At 65.2% G+C, this 17523-nt stretch carries 20 protein-coding genes; 8 read left to right on the forward strand and 12 right to left on the reverse strand.

The window, feature by feature from the left end; genetic code table 11:
- Positions 1–36: 36 nt before the first annotated feature.
- The 8 genes from alr to J2T07_RS16425 form a co-directional block, all read right to left on the reverse strand.
- Entirely contained in the window at positions 37–1125 is a 1089-nt protein-coding gene (alr, locus tag J2T07_RS16390; RefSeq protein ID WP_306851340.1) for an alanine racemase, read from the reverse strand.
- Positions 1126–1232: 107 nt separating this feature from the next.
- The gene (locus tag J2T07_RS16395; RefSeq protein ID WP_430539372.1) at positions 1233–2201 is read right to left on the reverse strand and encodes a CsgG/HfaB family protein; all 969 of its coding nucleotides are present in this window, start codon (positions 2199–2201) and stop codon (positions 1233–1235) included.
- A 101-nt stretch (positions 2202–2302) separates the two neighbouring features.
- Complete coding sequence (locus J2T07_RS16400; protein ID WP_306851342.1) at positions 2303–3079, reverse strand: SGNH/GDSL hydrolase family protein; 777 nt, start codon at positions 3077–3079, stop codon at positions 2303–2305.
- 154 nt (positions 3080–3233) lie between these two features.
- Complete coding sequence (locus tag J2T07_RS16405) at positions 3234–4649, reverse strand: replicative DNA helicase (protein ID WP_306851344.1); 1416 nt, start codon at positions 4647–4649, stop codon at positions 3234–3236.
- A 170-nt stretch (positions 4650–4819) separates the two neighbouring features.
- Positions 4820–5266, reverse strand: a complete 447-nt coding sequence (gene rplI / locus J2T07_RS16410) for a 50S ribosomal protein L9 (RefSeq protein WP_306851345.1) — start codon at positions 5264–5266, stop codon at positions 4820–4822.
- 108 nt (positions 5267–5374) lie between these two features.
- Positions 5375–5605: a 30S ribosomal protein S18 gene (rpsR, locus tag J2T07_RS16415; RefSeq protein ID WP_029214018.1), complete on the reverse strand. Its 231-nt coding sequence runs from the start codon at positions 5603–5605 to the stop codon at positions 5375–5377.
- A gap of 15 nt (positions 5606–5620) precedes the next feature.
- Positions 5621–6043 (reverse strand): 30S ribosomal protein S6, encoded by a 423-nt coding sequence (gene rpsF / locus J2T07_RS16420; RefSeq protein ID WP_306851350.1) that lies wholly within the window; start codon positions 6041–6043, stop codon positions 5621–5623.
- Between the two features lie 266 nt (positions 6044–6309).
- Positions 6310–6636, reverse strand: a complete 327-nt coding sequence (locus J2T07_RS16425; RefSeq protein ID WP_306851352.1) for a HesB/IscA family protein — start codon at positions 6634–6636, stop codon at positions 6310–6312.
- 121 nt (positions 6637–6757) lie between these two features.
- On the opposite strand from J2T07_RS16425, the gene asnS reads away from it, so the two are divergent.
- The 6 genes from asnS to J2T07_RS16455 are packed head-to-tail and all read left to right on the forward strand — an operon-like array spanning position 6758 to position 12018.
- Positions 6758–8161, forward strand: coding sequence for an asparagine--tRNA ligase (asnS, locus tag J2T07_RS16430; protein ID WP_306851354.1), 1404 nt, complete (start codon positions 6758–6760; stop codon positions 8159–8161).
- Positions 8162–8176: 15 nt separating this feature from the next.
- On the forward strand, positions 8177–8986 hold the full coding sequence (locus J2T07_RS16435; protein WP_306851355.1) for a MalM family protein: 810 nt from the start codon (positions 8177–8179) through the stop codon (positions 8984–8986).
- A 5-nt stretch (positions 8987–8991) separates the two neighbouring features.
- A complete protein-coding gene (locus tag J2T07_RS16440; RefSeq protein ID WP_306851356.1) occupies positions 8992–9324 on the forward strand; it encodes a hypothetical protein in 333 nt (110 codons plus the stop codon).
- Positions 9325–9356: 32 nt separating this feature from the next.
- Positions 9357–10145: an SDR family oxidoreductase gene (locus J2T07_RS16445; protein ID WP_306851358.1), complete on the forward strand. Its 789-nt coding sequence runs from the start codon at positions 9357–9359 to the stop codon at positions 10143–10145.
- 9 nt (positions 10146–10154) lie between these two features.
- Positions 10155–11606: an aldehyde dehydrogenase gene (locus J2T07_RS16450; RefSeq protein WP_306851359.1), complete on the forward strand. Its 1452-nt coding sequence runs from the start codon at positions 10155–10157 to the stop codon at positions 11604–11606.
- Positions 11596–12018: a RidA family protein gene (locus J2T07_RS16455; protein WP_306851360.1), complete on the forward strand. Its 423-nt coding sequence runs from the start codon at positions 11596–11598 to the stop codon at positions 12016–12018. The genes J2T07_RS16450 and J2T07_RS16455 overlap by 11 nt, the downstream gene beginning before the upstream one ends.
- Before the next feature lie 116 nt (positions 12019–12134).
- Here J2T07_RS16455 and hutG read toward each other — a convergent pair whose 3' ends face one another.
- The 3 genes from hutG to J2T07_RS16470 all read right to left on the reverse strand — a co-directional run bounded on the left by hutG (position 12135) and on the right by J2T07_RS16470 (position 15632).
- Positions 12135–12932: an N-formylglutamate deformylase gene (gene hutG / locus J2T07_RS16460; RefSeq protein WP_306851361.1), complete on the reverse strand. Its 798-nt coding sequence runs from the start codon at positions 12930–12932 to the stop codon at positions 12135–12137.
- A 16-nt stretch (positions 12933–12948) separates the two neighbouring features.
- A complete protein-coding gene (gorA, locus tag J2T07_RS16465; protein WP_306851362.1) occupies positions 12949–14310 on the reverse strand; it encodes a glutathione-disulfide reductase in 1362 nt (453 codons plus the stop codon).
- A gap of 62 nt (positions 14311–14372) precedes the next feature.
- A complete protein-coding gene (locus J2T07_RS16470) occupies positions 14373–15632 on the reverse strand; it encodes an NAD(P)/FAD-dependent oxidoreductase (protein WP_306851363.1) in 1260 nt (419 codons plus the stop codon).
- A gap of 131 nt (positions 15633–15763) precedes the next feature.
- Here J2T07_RS16470 and J2T07_RS16475 point away from each other — a divergent pair, with 131 nt between their 5' ends.
- Together J2T07_RS16475 and J2T07_RS16480 are read left to right on the forward strand one after the other, a co-directional pair.
- The gene (locus J2T07_RS16475; protein WP_306851364.1) at positions 15764–16336 is read left to right on the forward strand and encodes a C40 family peptidase; all 573 of its coding nucleotides are present in this window, start codon (positions 15764–15766) and stop codon (positions 16334–16336) included.
- 123 nt (positions 16337–16459) lie between these two features.
- Positions 16460–16915, forward strand: a complete 456-nt coding sequence (locus J2T07_RS16480) for an organic hydroperoxide resistance protein (RefSeq protein ID WP_306851365.1) — start codon at positions 16460–16462, stop codon at positions 16913–16915.
- A 90-nt stretch (positions 16916–17005) separates the two neighbouring features.
- On the opposite strand, the gene J2T07_RS16485 is transcribed toward J2T07_RS16480, so the two are convergent.
- Entirely contained in the window at positions 17006–17494 is a 489-nt protein-coding gene (locus tag J2T07_RS16485; RefSeq protein ID WP_306851366.1) for an FKBP-type peptidyl-prolyl cis-trans isomerase, read from the reverse strand.
- Positions 17495–17523 lie beyond the last annotated feature (29 nt).

A 17523-nucleotide genomic window follows, 5' to 3' on the forward strand; every position in this document is an offset into this window, starting at 1 on the left:
GTCGCAAGGGACGATACGCGGAGGAATCGGCCCCGTTTATGCCTCGTCTTCGACGAAGAGTACGCGCCGGGTCATGCCACAGGTGAGATCGTAGGAGATCGTACCGGCCGAAGCCGCCACGGTTTCCACCGGCAGCCCATCGCCCCAAAGGGTCACCCTGTCGCCGACACGCGCATCCGGGACCAGGCGCAGGTCCAGCGTGATCAGGTCCATCGACACCCTTCCGACCAGCGGCGCGACGCGTCCGTTGACCAGCACCGGCGTGCCGGCTGCCGCGCTGCGTGGGTATCCGTCGCCATAGCCGATCGCCGCGACGCCGACGGCCATGTCCTCGGGACAGACGTAGGTGCCGTTGTAACCCACGCGCTCGCCTTTCGCGAGGCGATTGATCGCCACGAGGCGCGTCGTCAGCGACATGGCCGGACGGAAACCGAAGTCGGCGCCCGAACGTCCGTCCACCACCGACAATCCATACAACAGGCCACCGGTGCGGACCCAGTCGCCACGCGCGTCCGGCCAGCCGAGCACGGCGGCTGAGTTGGACAGCGCGCGCGGGCCCTGGAGACCCTCGGTGGCCTCCCTGAAGCGGGCGATCTGCAGTGCCGTGTCCCGTCCTTCGAACTCCTCCGACGAGGCGAAGTGGGTCATGAGGCCTACCTCGCGATCGATCGCGGGCATCGCGAGAACGGCGGCGTGGACATCGCGAACGCGAGCCGGCGGAAAGCCGAGCCGGTGCATGCCGGTATCCACCTTGATCCAGACCCGCAGCGGACCGCGGGCCGGATCGGCCCTGGCCAGCCATGGCAACTGCGCGTCATGGTGGATCAATGCCTCCAGGCGCAGGCGCTGCATCTCGGCGATGTCGGAGGGCGTGTCGGGGCCGGAAAGCACCACGATCCGCTGCCGGTGTCCGGCGGCACGCAAGCGCAGCCCATCGGCGATCGCCGCCACGGCGAACGCCTCGGCCTCGTTGTCGAGCGCACGGGCGACGCGCTCCAGCCCATGGCCGTAGGCATCCGCCTTGACCACCGCCATGACCCTGGCGCTGCCTGCCAGCGCGCGAACGCGGGCGAGGTTGTGGCGCAAGGCACCAAGATGGATGGTCGCGACGGTGGTACGGCTCATGGCTATCGAAGCAACGCGGTAGTGATCGGTCACCCAGTCTAGCCGTAACGATTGGGCGACCGTATGGCGCAAAGATGGCGCGTCACGGCGGATGGTTCGTCACCTGGTCATCGGGCGAGGTCGAAGTCAGCCGACGATACCCAGCCGCGATTGCCGTGCTCGTCGTCCACTTCCCACATGAGTCCGATCCGATCGCCCGTCGGGTACACGAGCATGCCGGGTTCGAGCGAACGGATCGTCTTGCCCTTGCCGTCCGCCTTGGCGGACATGCGGCTGGCGACGCGCATCGTGCCGGACTGCCGGCTATTCGCCGCCGACGCATCGGAAGGCAGGCCGCCCAACTCGGAAACGAGCCGGGTATACGCGTCGAGGTAGGCCATGGTGATCACCTGCCCCTGGGTCGTATTCGTGTACCCGCCAAGGCCCGCGGAGCCGAGGCTCTGGCCACCCCACATCTGGCCCCGGCCTCCGAACCCGATATCGTTCTTCTCGCCGTGACCTTCCACCATCGCGACCTGTTCAGAAGAACGCACGTCCGTGACCGTGAGAGTCACGTCGGCGGTCTTGGCGCTGAGCTTGACCGAGCCGGCGACACGTCCCGCCGTCCCTCCGAGCACGCTCTGCGCGAGGGCGGAAATGCCACCGCCGCCGGCATCGCGATTGCTGTCGACCAGGTCGGGCACGAGCACGTAGTCGGCCGCCTTCACCTGGCCTTTGCCGATGTTCGAGCCGCCCCGCAATTCCCCGCCCGACGCCAGCGCGCGTTCACGCATGGCGGCGTCCATGCCGCTGCTGCGATCGACGAGGGTGAAGCAACCGGACTTCGAGACGAACACTTTGATGAGCTTCGTAGGTGCCGGCAGTTGTCGCCCCGTCCACCAGTTCGACGCCGCTTCGGGTTCGATGACCGAGATGGACCCCAGCTTCTTCGTGCAGTGGGGAATCTGTGCCACCTTCGCGTCATGTTCCTTGTTCTTCTTGTTGAAGAACGGTAGTCCCGCATGGGCGGACGGTACCAGCGAGGCGCAGAACGCCGCGGTCGCGACGATCGCGGCCGGCCTGATGAGAAATGCCATGATCGATCCTGTGCTGAGGCCAACGAGAAATGCTAAAGAACCGCAACCCGAAGGTCAGTAGGATGTCGTCCTAAAAGTGGCGAGCGATCGCCCACCACGATTCATCGGTTTCCACTGTCAAACGCGCTGTCGATCGCCTTCTGAGATAGCGGCGCCATCACCTTGTAGCCCGCCGCGTTCGGGTGCAGGCCATCGTCGCTGAGCTCCTTCCTCAAGGCGCCGTGGGCATCGACCATCGCGGCGTAGTAATCGATGAAGACAAGCTGCTCGCGCGCCGCGTATTCACGGATCCACGCGTTGAGCGCGCGGATCGTCGCGGGTGGCCGGCGCGACGTCTGGTCCTTCACCACGTCATCGTTGACGGGCAACAGCGAGGCCAGCACGACACGGATGCCGTGCGCGCGTGCGAGTTCCGTCATGGAGGCGAGATTGTCCTCGATCATTTCCAGCGATGAGGCACCGGTGTTACCGGCGATGTCGTTGGTTCCCGCGAGGATCACCACTACCTCCGGCTTCAACGCGATGACATCCGCGCGGAAACGTACGAGCATCTGCGGTGTCGTTTGTCCGCTTATGCCCCGGTTGATGTATCCGTGACCGGGAAAGAACTCGCCGATGGGGCGCCCCCAGAAATCCGTGATCGAGTCGCCCATGAACACCACCCGTTTCTCGCCGGGTTTCGGGGGCGGATAGGCGGCGTTGTCCTTGGCGTAGCGGGCGAGCAACGGCCAATCGTTGAGCCGTTGCTCGATGTCCGCGCGCTGGTCGGGCGTGGGATGTTCCGGAAGGACGATGCGGTTCGCGGCCGACGCCGTCGCCACGGACGCCACGGCCAAGACGTGACAGCACACAGCCAGCCAGAAACCGATGCGCTTCATCCCAGGTTCCCTCGCGTTCGTATCGTACGGTCGTGTGGTGGTGTGGGGGCCGCTTCAGCGGCGATGGATGCTTGCCTCGACCTGGCTCGCTGCCGCGGGATCGCCGCTGAAGCGGCTCCCACCGGATCAAGCGACTTCCACGGTCTAGCGGTACCTAGTCGAACGAGCCCACGTAGGAATCCGGCGCCCAGTTCTCGAACTTCGTGTAGTGACCGAGGAAGGCCAGTTTCACGGTATCGGTGGGTCCGTTTCGCTGCTTGCCGATGATGATCTCGGCCAGCCCCTTATCGGGCGATTCCTTGTTGTAGTACTCGTCGCGGTAGATGAACATGATCACGTCCGCATCCTGCTCGATAGCGCCGGATTCACGCAGGTCGGACATCATCGGACGCTTGTCGGCACGTTGCTCCAGCGAGCGGTTCAACTGCGACAGGGCGATCACCGGCACGTTGAGCTCCTTCGCCAGCGCCTTCAGCCCACGAGAGATCTCGGAGATCTCCGTCGCGCGGTTTTCGGAGTTGCCAGGCACCTGCATCAGCTGCAGGTAGTCGATGACGATCAGGCCCAGGCCGTGCTCGCGCTGCAGGCGGCGCGCCCGCGAACGCATCTCCACCGGCGACATCGCCGGCGTATCGTCGATGAAGATCTTCGCATCGGAAAGCATGGTGATCGCCGAGGTGACGCGCGGCCAGTCTTCTTCGGCGAGATCGCCGTTGCGCAGGTGCTGTGCGTGCACGCGGCCCAACGAGGAAATCAGGCGGAAAGCCAACTGCGAAGCCGACATTTCCATCGAGAACACCGCCACCGCCTTCTTTCCGCGCATGGCGGCCGCCTCGGCGAGATTCAGTGCGAACGCCGTCTTGCCCATCGACGGACGCGCCGCGATGATGACCAGGTCGGACGGTTGCAACCCGGATGTCAGCTCGTCCAGATCGGTGAAACCCGTGGAAAGCCCGGTCAGCTGGCCACGCTTCTCATAACGCTCGGTAAGCATGCGGAAGGCTTCGCCCACCGCCTCGCGCACCGACACGATATCCTTCTTGCCACGGGCGCCGGACTCGGCGATGCGAAAGACACGCTGCTCGGCGAGCTCCATCACCTCCTGCACGCTCTTGCCTTCGGGACGGAAGCCGTCCTCGGTGATCGACGTCCCCGCGTCGATCAGCTGGCGCAGCACGGACTTCTCGCGAACGATATCGCCATACGCGCCGATGTTCGCCGCGCTGGGCGTCGAATTCGCCAGTTCCATCAGGTAGGTGGCACCACCGACCATCTCGGCGGTCTCGTTGGCGACGAACCAGTCGCCGAGCGTGATGGCGTCGCAGGGCATGCCCTTGTTAGCCAGTTCGTTGATCGCTCGCCAGATGAGGCGATGATCCCTCCGGTAGAAGTCTTCCTCCGAAAGCTTGTCGGCGACCTTGTCCAGGGAATCCGGTGAAAGCATCAAGCCACCCAGCACAGCCTGCTCGGCCTCGATGGAATGCGGCGGAATGCGCAGTGAATCGATGGCGGAAGGCTCACGACGGCGCTTGCGGTCGCCGCGCTCGCCTCGCTCGGGATTGAAGGACATGGATTACCTCGTGTTGCAGACGGCGCCCACACCGGAACGGCTGGCCGCGAGGTTGATCATACGCGGGCTAGTCTCACCCGTTGAGAGGATAAGTCTGTGGATAACTTGTGGGTGGAAACGAAAACGGGCGCCTTTCGGCGCCCGTCTCGGGATCACGGGTGGTACGGGGCTTACGCGCCGACGACCTTGACCTTGACCGTCTGCTGCACGTCGGCGTGGAGGACGATGACGACCTCGTACTCACCCACGACGCGGAAGGGGCCCTCGGCCTGGATCACTTCGCTCTTGTCGACTTCCAGACCCTTGGCGGTGAGCGCCTCGGCGACGTCACGCGGGGTGACCGAGCCGAACAGCTTGCCTTCCGGCGACGCATTCACTTCGATCGTGACTTCGGCGCCATCGAGCTTGGCGGCACGACCCTCGGCACCGGAGAGCTGCTCCTTGGCCTTGGCTTCGTACTCGGCGCGACGGGCTTCGAACGCTTCGAGGTTGGCGGCGGTCGCGCGAGCGGCCTTGCCGGTCGGGAGGAGGAAGTTACGGCCGTAGCCCGGCTTGACAGTGACCTTGTCGCCGAGGTTGCCGAGGTTCTTCACCTTCTCGAGGAGGATGAGTTCCATGGGATATTCCTTTTCGTTAGCACGGGATGGGCCCCGTGCAGCCAATAATGGTTGTCCGAGTGTCTTTCACCGGACACCCTTCCCGCTGGCGGGAAGGGTGCGCGACGATCAGACGTCGTGGTTGTCGGTATACGGCAGCAGCGAGAGGAAGCGAGCGCGCTTGATCGCGGTCGCCAGCTGGCGCTGGTAACGGGCCTTCGTACCGGTGATGCGGCTCGGAACGATCTTGCCGTTTTCGGTGACGTACTGGCGGAGGGTGTTGAGATCCTTGTAATCGATCTCCTTCACGCCCTCGGCAGTGAAGCGGCAGAATTTACGGCGGCGGAAAAACTTGGACATGGCTGTAATCCCCGATTAGTCGTCGCTGTCGCGATCGTTGTCGTTGTCGCGACCACCACGGCGGTCGTCGCCGTCGCTGTCGTCGTCACGGCGACGCGAACCCTTCTGCTCGTCCTTTTCCTTGCTCTTGAGGATGAAGGACTGCTCGACATCGGCTTCGTCGCGACGGATCACGAGGTGGCGCAGGACGGCGTCGTTGAAACGGAAACCCGTCTCGAGCTCGTTCAGGACGCTCTGCGAAACCTCGATGTTCAGCATCACGTAGTGAGCCTTGGCGAGGTTCTCGATCGGATAGGCCAGCTGGCGGCGACCCCAGTCTTCGAGACGGTGGATCTTGCCGTTGTCGCCTTCGATCAGCGTCTTGTAACGCTCGATCATGGCGGGCACCTGTTCGCTCTGGTCCGGATGGACCAGGAACACGACTTCATAATGACGCATGGTGGCTCCTTGTGGATGCACCCCTTCCGGGGATGGCAGCCTCCCGCGTATGGCGGTGAGGCAAGAAGACCCTCCTGCGGGAGGGCCAGCCGCGCATTGTAAGGAGAAACGGGGGGTTATCGCAAGGGACAGGCCGGAGGGAGGCCTTGTGTGGGAGCCGGCTATGCCGGCGATTGCCGCTGGGTTACGCCGCTCCGCTGGCTTTTCGCCGCTGAAGCGGCTCCCACAGGACTTCCCACCACTGGGCCTTCGGCCCATGAAATGGCTCAGGAGACGGTGAAGCTCTCGCCGCAGCCGCACTCGCCCGTGGCGTTGGGGTTGTGGAAGACGAACGACGCGTTGAGGCCCTGGCGCTGGAAATCGATCAGGGTGCCATCGACCAGCGGCATGCTCTTCGGGTCCACGACGACGCGGATGCCGTCGATTTCCAGCACCCGGTCGTCCTCGGTGACGGCATCGGCCAGATCGACCACATAGCCGAAGCCCGAGCAGCCCATTCGCTTGACGGCGAAGCGCACGCCGGCGGCGTCGGGCGCCTTGGCGAGGAACGCGCGCATGCGATCGGAGGCGGCGGGGGTGATCTGGATGCTCATGAAAACGTTTTCTGCCCGTGGTATACCGATGAACGGTGCCGTTCACACGACCCTTACATTATCATGCAAGGTCGCGTCCTATGCGCCCTTAGATGCGGCGCCTCTTCTGGAGTTTCAATCGATGACGGTGGTAAGCGTCAAGCAGGCCCTCGCCGGCGGCACGGCCGCGGGGGAACACGAAGTCACGGTACGCGGCTGGGTGCGTACCCTGCGCGAATCCAAGGGTGGCCTCTCGTTCGTCAGCGTGAGCGATGGCTCCTGCTTCGCCCCGATCCAGGTGGTCGCCACCTCCGATCTCGACAATTATGAGACCGACGTCAAGCGCTTGTCCGCCGGCGCGGCCGTGATCGCCACCGGCAAGCTCGTTCCTTCGCAGGGCAAGGGCCAGGCCTACGAGATTCAGGCCACCCGCATCGAGGTCACCGGCTTCGTCGACAACCCGCTCACCTATCCGATCCAGCCCAAGCAGCACTCGATGGAGTTCCTCCGCGAGGTCGCCCACCTGCGCCCGCGCACCAACCTGTTCGGCGCCGTGACTCGCGTCCGCCATACGATGATGACGGCGATCCACCGGATCCTGACCGAGCAGGGCTTCTTCTGGATCAATACCCCGATCATCACCACGTCGGATGCGGAGGGTGCGGGCGACATGTTCCGCCTGTCCACGCTCGACCTCGCCAACCTGCCACGCGACGACAAGGGCGGTATCGATTTCCGAAAGGATTTCTTTGGCCGCGAAGCGTTCCTCACCGTGTCCGGCCAGCTCAATGTCGAGGGCTATGCCCTGGCCATGAGCAAGGTCTACACCTTCGGTCCCACGTTCCGCGCCGAGAACTCCAACACCACGCGTCACCTGGCCGAGTTCTGGATGGTGGAACCCGAGGTGGCCTTCGCCAACCTCGACGACAACGCCGACCTCGCCGAGCTGTTCCTCAAGGGCATCTTCAAAGCCGTGCTCGACGAACGCCCCGACGACATGGCGTTCTTCGCGGAGCGCGTGCAGCCGGATGCCATCACGCGCCTGGAGGCCTTCATCGCCAAGCCGTTCGAGCGCATCGACTACACCGAAGCCGTCTCGATCCTGCAGAAATCCGGCAGGAAGTTCGAGCACCCGGTGGCGTGGGGCGTGGACCTGCAGACCGAGCACGAACGCTTCCTCGCCGAGGAACATATCGGCCGCCCCGTGGTCGTCATGAACTACCCCGAACAGATCAAGGCGTTCTACATGCGCCTCAACGACGACGGCAAGACGGTCGCGGCCATGGACGTCCTGGCTCCCGGCATCGGCGAGATCATCGGCGGCGCCCAACGCGAGGAACGCCTCGACTACCTCGACCGGCGCATGGACCAGTTCCACCTCGACAAGGCCACCTACGACTGGTATCGCGACCTGCGCCGCTACGGCACCGTGCCCCATGCCGGCTTCGGCCTGGGCTTCGAGCGCCTGCTGGTCTATGTCTGCGGCCTCTCCAACATTCGAGACGCCATTCCGTATCCCCGCGCGGCAGGGAGTGCCGAGTTCTGACCCACTGAGACGATCATGCCCCCTTCCGTCCCCCGTCTCCTGCTCCTTGCCCTGGCGCTCATCGCGCTGGGAGCTTGCCGCACGATCGTGCCGCCGAATTTCCGTCCACCGGAGAACCCGACGAACACCATCGACATCGCGCGCAAGACACTCGATGAAGCTTCGCCCTGCTGTGGAAGCTTCGCCGACCTGTCCTACCAGGACATGCTGCCCTGGCAGCCGCAGCGGTTCGAACTGAGCAAGGACAGCCCGGTCGCCAACCTCAACGGCGACCGCAGCTATTTCCTCGCCTTCCGCCTGCCACAGGGGGCGCACCTGCCCTATACCATCGCGATGAAGTCCGAGCTCAACGGCCGATGGCTGAGTTCGAGCTACCTCTTCGCGCCGACGGTGGTGCTGCTGGATGACGCCTTCCAGCCGCTGCATTCGGAAGACATCCAGTTGTGCGAATACATCGGCTGGACGAGCGAGACGACCGGCGCCTTCGGCAAGTTCAAGGTCGTGGACGACAACGCCCGTTACCTCGTGGTGTATTCGTCGGCGAAACAACAGAAGAACCAGACCTACTGGGAGCAATCGCCCACCACGTTCTCGGCCGAGGCGCCGGTGAAGATGAACCCGGCCGGCAGCTTCAAGATCGCCCACGGCCCCGATGGCGTCCTCTACGTCGGTATGCAGAACGACACCTACAAGAAGGCGATCAACAACGCCGTCTGCTCGAAGGCACAGCAAGGTAACGGCGTGATCTCGACGATCCGCGACGTGGTCACCACCGATCTCCTCGGCACCGACGAGGCGAAAAAAGACAAAGAAAAGGGTAGCTGACCGACATGCAGGCCGCTGTCTATCTTTACCTGATGCTCCTGCTCAGCGCGGTTGCCTTCTTCGTCCTGCACTTCATCGCGCAGTGGCGTTTCACCACCCTCTTGCGCAAGCGTTATCCCGACCAGTGGAAGACCATCGTGGAGGCCGACACCGGCCGCCCCAACGGCATGGCCAACTGGCTGCGCGTTCGCCGGGTACTGCGCTCCGATGCGCCGGCGCTGTTCAACGACGACACCCTCAATCGCTGGCAGGGCTGGTGGAAACGCTCGCCGTGGTTCGCCTGGCCGTGCTGGTTCGCCGCAATGGCGATACAGTGGTGGGCAATGAAACAGGGCTGACCGCCCACCACCCTCATGCCAGGGAGCGCCGCATGGATCTTCGCCTCACCGGTCGTCACGCGCTGGTCTGCGGCGCTTCGCAAGGCCTCGGACGCGCCACCGCTTTCGAGCTGGCGGAGCTCGGGGCCAGCGTCACCCTGCTTTCCCGCTCCGCCGATGCGCTCATCGCGCTCGCCGCCGAACTGCCTGCGACGCGGCCCGGGCAAACCCATAGCCATGTCGCCGTCGACATGCTCGACACCGCCGCCCTGGCCCGGGCTATCGGCGAGGTGGTCAAGAACCATGCCGTGCACGTGCTGGTGAACAACAGCGGCGGCCCCCCGCCCGGCCCGGTCTGGAGCGCGGAGCCGGAGGCCTTCCTCACCGCGTATCGCCAGCACGTGATCGCCGCGCAAGTGATCACCCATGCCTGCCTGCCCGGCATGCGCGAGGCACGTTACGGCCGGATCGTGAACATCATCTCCACTTCGGTGAAGGAACCGATTCCCAACCTGGGCGTTTCCAACACCACGCGGGCCGCCATGGCCGGCTGGGCCAAGACCCTGGCCGCCGAGGTCGCGCCCGATGGCATCACCGTGAACAACGTCCTCCCCGGCTATACCCGAACGCCGCGGCTGGAAGCACTGGTGAAGGCCAGCGTGGACGCCGGCCGTACCCCCGAAGAGGTCGAGCGGGGCCTGCTCGCCAGCGTGCCCGCCGCCCGTTTCGGCGAGCCGGCGGAAATCGCCGCGATGATCGCCTTCCTCGCCAGTCCGGTCGCTGGCTACGTCAATGGCACCAGTATTTCCGTCGATGGCGGCCGCACCCGCGGCCTGAACTGAAGGTTGGCCATGATCGTCCTCGCCAACCTGATCGACGGCCATTCGCGCGCGCCGCGGGGTGGCCGTTATCTGGATGTCACCGATCCCGCGACCGGGCGAGCCTTCGCGCGCTGCCCGGATTCCGACGCCACCGACGTCGCCGACGCGGTGGATGCCGCATCGCGCGCCGCGCCGGGCTGGGCCGCGACGCCTGCCGAAGGCCGTGCCCGCTGCATGCAGCGCCTGGCCGATGCGATCGAGGCGCGGCTGGAATCCTTTGCCGGGGCCGAATCACAAGACAGTGGCAAACCGCTGGCGCTCGCCCGCACGCTCGACATACCGCGAGCCGTGGCGAACCTGCGTTTCTTCGCAGCGGCGGCAGGCCAATGGAGCGCTGAATCGCATGCCATGGAACAAGGGGCCATCAACTACACGCTGCGCCTGCCGCTGGGTGTGGTCGGCTGCATCAGTCCATGGAACCTGCCGCTGTACCTGTTCACCTGGAAGATCGCTCCTGCCCTTGCCGCCGGCAATACGGTGGTGGCCAAGCCATCCGAAGTCACACCGTACACCGCCTGGCTGCTAGGTACGCTCGCCGAGGAGGCCGGCTTTCCGCCCGGCGTTCTGAACATCGTGCACGGCAGCGGTCCAGCGGTCGGCGAAGCCATCGTCATCCACGGCACGGTGAAGGCGGTCTCCTTCACCGGCAGCACGCGCACCGGCATGGCCATCGCCGCGGCGGCCGCGCCCCGCCTGAAGAAGGTCTCGCTGGAACTGGGCGGGAAGAACCCGACCATCGTCTTCGACGATTTCGACTTCGCCGATGCGTCGATGGCGACGATCGTCCGCTCGGGTTTCGCCAACCAGGGCGAGATCTGCCTTTGTGGATCGAGGCTGCTGGTGCAGCGTCCGATCTACGAACGTTTCCGCCGCGAATACCTGGAGCGCGTAGAGGCATTGCGGGTGGGCGACCCACTCGACGAGCGCAACCAGCTCGGCGCACTCGTCTCCAAGGCGCATTTCGACAAGGTCAGCGGCTGCATCGAGCGTGCTCGTGCGGAAGGCGGCACGATCCTCATGGGGGGCGGACGGGTGGATGTGGAAGGCCGTTGCGCCGGCGGCTGGTTCATCGCGCCGACCGTGATCGAGGGCCTTGCGCCCGACACGGCCACCAATCAGGAAGAGATTTTCGGACCGGTCGTCACACTGATCCCGTTCGACACGGACGAGGAGGCATTGTCGATCGCCAACGGAACGCCCTACGGCCTCGCCGCCTCCGTATGGACCCGCGACGTGTCGCGCGCGCATCGTCTCCCGGCACGCCTGGAGTTCGGCATCGTCTGGGTGAACTGCTGGATGCTGCGCGACCTGCGCACGCCGTTTGGCGGCACGAAGCAATCCGGCGTCGGCCGCGAAGGCGGTTTCGAGGCCATGCGTTTCTTCACCGAAGCCAGGAACATCTGCATCGACCATGGGCAATGACGTCATCCGCGCCGAGGGCGCACCCGCGCCGGTCGGCGCCTATCCGCACGCCCGTCGTGTCGGTCCCTTGCTATTCCTTTCGGGTATCGGCCCGCGAGTGCCGGCTACCGACGCCATTCCCGGCAATGTCGTCGACGACACGGGGAAGCTCGTGTCGTACGACATCGAGGCACAATGCCGGCAGGTCTTCGCCAATGTACGTGCCGTGCTCGAAGCCAGCGGGGCGCGCTTCGAAGACCTGGTGGATGTCACCGTGTACCTGACCGACATGGCGCGCGACTTCGACGCGTATAACCGGCTCTATGCGGACGCGTTCCAAGCAGTGGATGCCTGCCGGACCACGGTGGAGGTCAATGCGTTGCCAACGGCGATAGCGATCGAGCTGAAGTGCGTGGCGGCGGTGGCTTCGTAGGCTTCGTAGGCATCGCCGGCAAAGCCGGCTCCCACCAGTGCGAGAGCATCGCCGACAGGGTCGGCTCCCACCAAGTTGCGGCTGCCTGGTGTGAGCCGACCCTGTCGGCGATCGGCCTAGGGAGTGACCGTCCGCGCGCTGTCGAGACAGACCTTCAGCATCTCGCCGATCAACACCTGCACGTTCGCCGCCTTCTTCGGCAGGTACTCGAACGAATCCTCGTCCATGTAGTTCAGTTGCGCGAGCTCGAGTTGCACGGCATCGATGCCGTGCCCGGGCTTGCCGTAATGACGGGTGATGTAACCGCCCTTGAAACGGCCGTTCACCGCGAAGGAATACTCGTCCTGCTTCTCCAGCACGGCGGCGAGTTTCGCCTGCAAGGCGGGCGAGCAACTCGCGCCATCGGCCGTGCCGAGGTTGAGGTCTGGCAGGCGGCCCTCGAACAGCATCGGCACGTGGCTGCGGATGGAATGCCCTTCCCACAATACGACATGCCCGAACTCCGCTTTCAGGCGCGCCAGTTCGTCGGCGAGCGCACGGTGATAAGGCTTCCACCAGCGCTTCACGCGATCGGCGATTTCCGCCGCATCCGGCTCGGCGCCCGCGCGGTAGATCGGTTCGCCGTTGAACAGCACCGTGGGCACGAGGCCGGTCTCGCTCTGCCCCGGATAGAGGGCATGGCCGTCGGCGGGACGGTTCAGGTCCACCACGTAGCGCGAGGCGAAGGGCTTGATCACGCTCGCGCCCATGCCACGGGCGAAATCGTACAGCTCGGCCACGTGCCAGTCGGTGTCCGGCGAGCGGCGCGCCGGGCGCTTCATGCGCGCGGCGAGGTCATCGGGGATCGCGCTGCCGTTGTGCGGCAGGCTGATCAGCAGCGGCGCGGTGCCGCGATGAAGGGTGTACGGGCTCATGGCAGGAGTGTACCGCTCATCCGGGCACCCGATCGCCCATCAGCACCATTTCCTCGGACGAGGTCGGATGGATGGCCAGGGTGGCGTCGAGGTCGGCCTTGGTGGCACCCATCTTGATCGCCACGGCAAAGCCCTGGAGGATCTCGTCCACGCCCGGACCAAGCATCTGCATGCCGACGATGCGGGAATCGCCGCCCACGCAGATCAGCTTGAAGCGCGTGGTGATCGGCCGGTGCGCCAGCGCCAGCTGCATCGGTACGAACGACTGCTTGTAGAGGTGCACGTCGGCGCCATAGCGCTCGCGCGCCTGCTGCTCCGACATGCCGATGGTGCCCAGCGGCGGATGCGAGAACACCACGCTGGGGATGTTCTGGTAATCGAGCTTCGCCTCCGGCTTGCCGCCGAACAGGCGGTCGGCGAGCTTGCGGCCCGCCGCGACGGCCACGGGCGTCAGCGCCATCCGCTGGGTCACGTCGCCCACCGCGTAGACGCCCGGCACGTTGGTGTTCTGGTAATCGTCGATCTCCACGTGCCCGTCGTCGCCGGTGACGAGGCCGATGCGGCCGATGTCGAGCGACGCGGTGTTGGCATGTCTTCCCACGGCCCAGATCAAGGCGTCGTAGGGCGCTGGATGGTCGCCACGGTCGCAGTCCAGAAGGAGTACGCCGTCCTTCTCATGCACCGCGTCGATCTGGCATTCGTAGTGGACACGGATGCCGTGCTGGCGCATCTCGTCGCCGAGGCCATAAGCCATTTCCTCGTCGAAGCCGCTCATCAGGCGGCCGCGCACATACATGTCCACATCACTGCCCAGGGCCCGTAGCACGCCCGCGAGTTCCACCGCGATATAGCCGCCGCCCACGATGGCCGTGCGGCGCGGGCACGCACGGAGGTCGAAGAAACCATCGGACGTCATGCCGAGGTCGAAGCCTGGCTTGTCCAGCCGGTTAGGCGTCGAACCGGTGGCGATGAGCACATGCGGCGCGGTCAGTTCGCGCGTGCCCGCCTGGACGCGACCGGGGGCGAGGAAGCGCCCGTATTCACGCAGGACGGTGATGTGGCCCGTGTCGAGCGCCTGCTGGTACTTCGCATGGATGCGTTCGACATACGCTTGGCGCCGCTCGATGAAACCAGGCCAGTCGAGGCTGCCGGGCTTGTCGTGGAAACCGTAGTCCATCGCGATGTACTGCGCCTCGGCCATCTGCGCCGCGTACCACATCGCCTTCTTCGGTACGCAGCCGGTATTGACGCAGGTGCCACCCAGCTCCTTCGGTTCCAGCAACGCGACCTTGGCGCCGTGTTTCGACGCCCGGATCGCCGCGGCCAGTCCGCCCGATCCGCCGCCGATCACGATCAGGTCGAAAGCTTCCGAAGTCATGCCATGTTCCTTGGGATGGGGAGGAGACACCGTAGCAAATGCGACTGCGAAGATCCTTGCGTCTACAGCCCGAATCGCGTGGGTGAATAAGGCACAGGGTCCAACGTCGGTGCCGGGCCCGCCAGGAGGCTGGCCACCAGCTCTCCCGTCGCCGCCGACATGCTGATGCCGAGCATGCCGTGCGCCGTCGCGTACACCAGGTTCGACCATCGCGCACTCGGGCCGATGATCGGCACCTCGTCCACGCTCATCGGTCGCCAACCCCACCAGGGCACGACCTCGCCGCGCCCTTCCGGCTCGCGAAGATAGGTGGCCGCGCCGCGCCGCAATGCATCGATGCGCAACGGATTGAGGCCCTCGTCGAAGCCCGAAAATTCCATCGTGCTGCCAAGACGGAACCCCGAGACCCAGGGGGTGACGCACACCGCGGCCTCGCGCAGCACCAGCGAATGACGTGGCGCGTGCTCGGGTGGCCGCTCCCAGGTCAGCGAATAGCCCTTGCCCGGCTGCATCGGCAAACGGATGTCGAGCAGCTTGCCGATCAACGGCGACCATGCGCCGAGCGCCATGACCACGCGGTCGCCCTGGAAGACGCCGCGGGTGGTACGCACGTGGGAAACACGCGCGCCGTCGAAGACGAAGGAATCCACCCGCGCGCCGGTCTCGATCGCTCCGCCGAGTTCGCGCACCCGCCGCGCCAGTTCCGCAACGTACCGGTCCGGTCTCAGCCGCGCGTCGCCCGGATGCAGCAAGGCGCCCACCACGCCATCGCGCAAGCCCGGTTCCAGCGCCATGGCCTCGTCGGCATCCAGTTCCCGCACGTCCATGCCGAGCCGGCGCAGCAAGTCCACGTGCGGCTGGTCGTTACGTAGCGTGCGCGCCTGGCGGTAAACGTAGAGTTCGCCCACTTCCTCGAATTCGCAGGCCATGCCGTCGCTGGCGATCAGATCGCCCAGCAAGGTCCGTGAGCGGGCCAGGATTGCCCCTCTCGCCTCACCCGCTTGCCGGTACCGCGCCCAAGTGCAGTTCCGGGCGAAACCGAGCAGCCAGCGTGCCCGGGCCGCATCGGGACGCGGATTCACGTAGAGCGGCGCATCGCGCCGCAGCAGCGAACCCAGGGCCGTTCCGACCATGCCCGGCATGGTCAGCGGCCCTGCGTGGCTGGGCGTGATCGTGCCGCAGTTGCCGTGAGAGCTTCCGCTACCGGGCTGGGCCTGTTCGAGCACCCGCACACTCGCCCCCGCCTTGAGCAGGTATAGGGCGCACGCGAGCCCGATCACTCCGCCCCCCATGATCAGAACATCGCTTCGGGACCTATCCATCCAGGCATTTTAGCGGCCCGGCCGCCCTTCACCGGGTGTCTCCGGCTTACATTCGCGCGCTTTAGCAGGTATTCCACGCAACCCATTGATTTGATAACCTCGTTGCGCCGATCCTGACAGGGGAACGCCCGATGTCGCCAGCCACCCGTCCTTTCCGCTTCCGAACCTGGCTCGGTTCCCTCGCTGTGGCCGCCGTCGTGACCTTGCTGGTCGCCTGCGGCAGCGCCCCGCACAAGCCCTCGTCCTCGCAGCGGCGGAATCCGGCTTCGGCGGTGCCGTTGGCGAAAAACCTGGGCTGGTCCACCAAGCCGGCCGACGCGCCGCCGGCCGATGCCGCCAACGATGTGCTCTTCCGTGCCATCGGCCTGGTCGGCACACCCTACCGCTGGGGCGGCAATACCCCGCAGGGCGGTTTCGACTGCAGCGGGCTCATCAACTACATCTACCTGACCTCGACCGGGTTGCGCCTGCCCCGGACCTCGGCGGAGATGGCCGCCCTCGACAAGCCAAAAGTCGACGAAGCCGAACTCTCCAGCGGCGACCTCGTCTTCTTCGGTCGCGGGCACATCACCCATGTAGGGGTTTACGTCGGCAAAGGTCGTTTCGTACATGCGCCGAACTCAGGCGGTACGGTACGTTTGGATGACCTGGACGGCGCTTACTGGAAAGAGAACTTCGCCTACGGGCGCCGCGTCCTAAACTGAACGGACGGCAACGCGCCGGGCGCTTACTCAACAATTGAATTGTACGCGATTAAATTGCGTGCTTTACTGTCTCCCGTGACCGGCCACCCGGCCCTCCCCTCCCAGACGACAAAGGACAAACCCATGAGCAACATCTCCAAATTCGACGGCGACGCCCTGTACACCGCGCATGCCAAGGTCGCAGGTGGCCGTAACGGTCACGTCAAGAGCGACGACGGCCGCATCGACATGGACCTTCGCCTGCCGAAGTCCATGGGCGGAACCGGTGAAGGCAGCAACCCCGAGCAGCTGTTCGCCGCCGGCTATGCGGCCTGCTTCGAAGGCGCGGTGCGTTTCGTCGCCGGCCAGAAGAAGGTCAAGGCCGACGATGCCTCCGTCGCCAGCAGCGTCAGCATCGGCAAGCGCCAGGGCAACGGTTTCGCCATCCGCGCCAAGCTCGAGGTGAGCTTGCCGGGTATCGACGACGCGACGGCGAAGGAAATCGTCGCCTTCGCCCACGAGAATGTCTGCCCGTACTCGCATGCCACGCGCGGCAATATCGACGTCGAGATTTCGGTGAACGGCCAGTCGGTGGTGTAAGACCTGCTGATGGAAACAAAGACGGCGCCCCAGGGGCGCCGTCTTTGTTTTTGAGGTCATGCGAATCGCCGACGGGGTCGGCGATGGTCCTCAGTGCGCGGCGTCACCGTTCGGATGGGCGTGCCCGTGCGCGATTTCCTCTTCCGTGGCGTCACGCACGGACTGCACGTCGACATGGAAGTTGAGCGTCTTGCCCGCCATGGGATGGTTGAGGTCGATGTCGACGACGCTGGAACCGATCTTCTGCACGACAACCACGCGGCTACCGCCTTCCTTCAACGAAAGGACGGTGCTGTCGCCGGCCTTCAGGCCTTTGCCCTGCTGCGGGAAATACTTCTTCGGCACGCGCTGCGTCATGCCTTCCTGGCGCGGACCGTAGCCTTGCTCCGGAGCGATCTCGACATCGAAGGTGTCGCCGACCGACTTGCCTTCGAGACCGGCCTCGAGGCCGGGAATCAGCTGACCGTGGCCGAGCAGGATCCACAACGGTTCGCCGCCCTCGATCGAGCTTTCGACCTTCTCGCCATCGACGGTGAGGGTGTAATGGAACGAGATGACCTTGCCCTTGCCAGCCTGCATGTTCGTTTCTACCGGAGGAAAACCGGGGA

It is taken from the genome of Luteibacter jiangsuensis, from assembly GCF_030812295.1.
Taxonomy (GTDB): Bacteria; Pseudomonadota; Gammaproteobacteria; order Xanthomonadales; family Rhodanobacteraceae; genus Luteibacter; species Luteibacter jiangsuensis_A.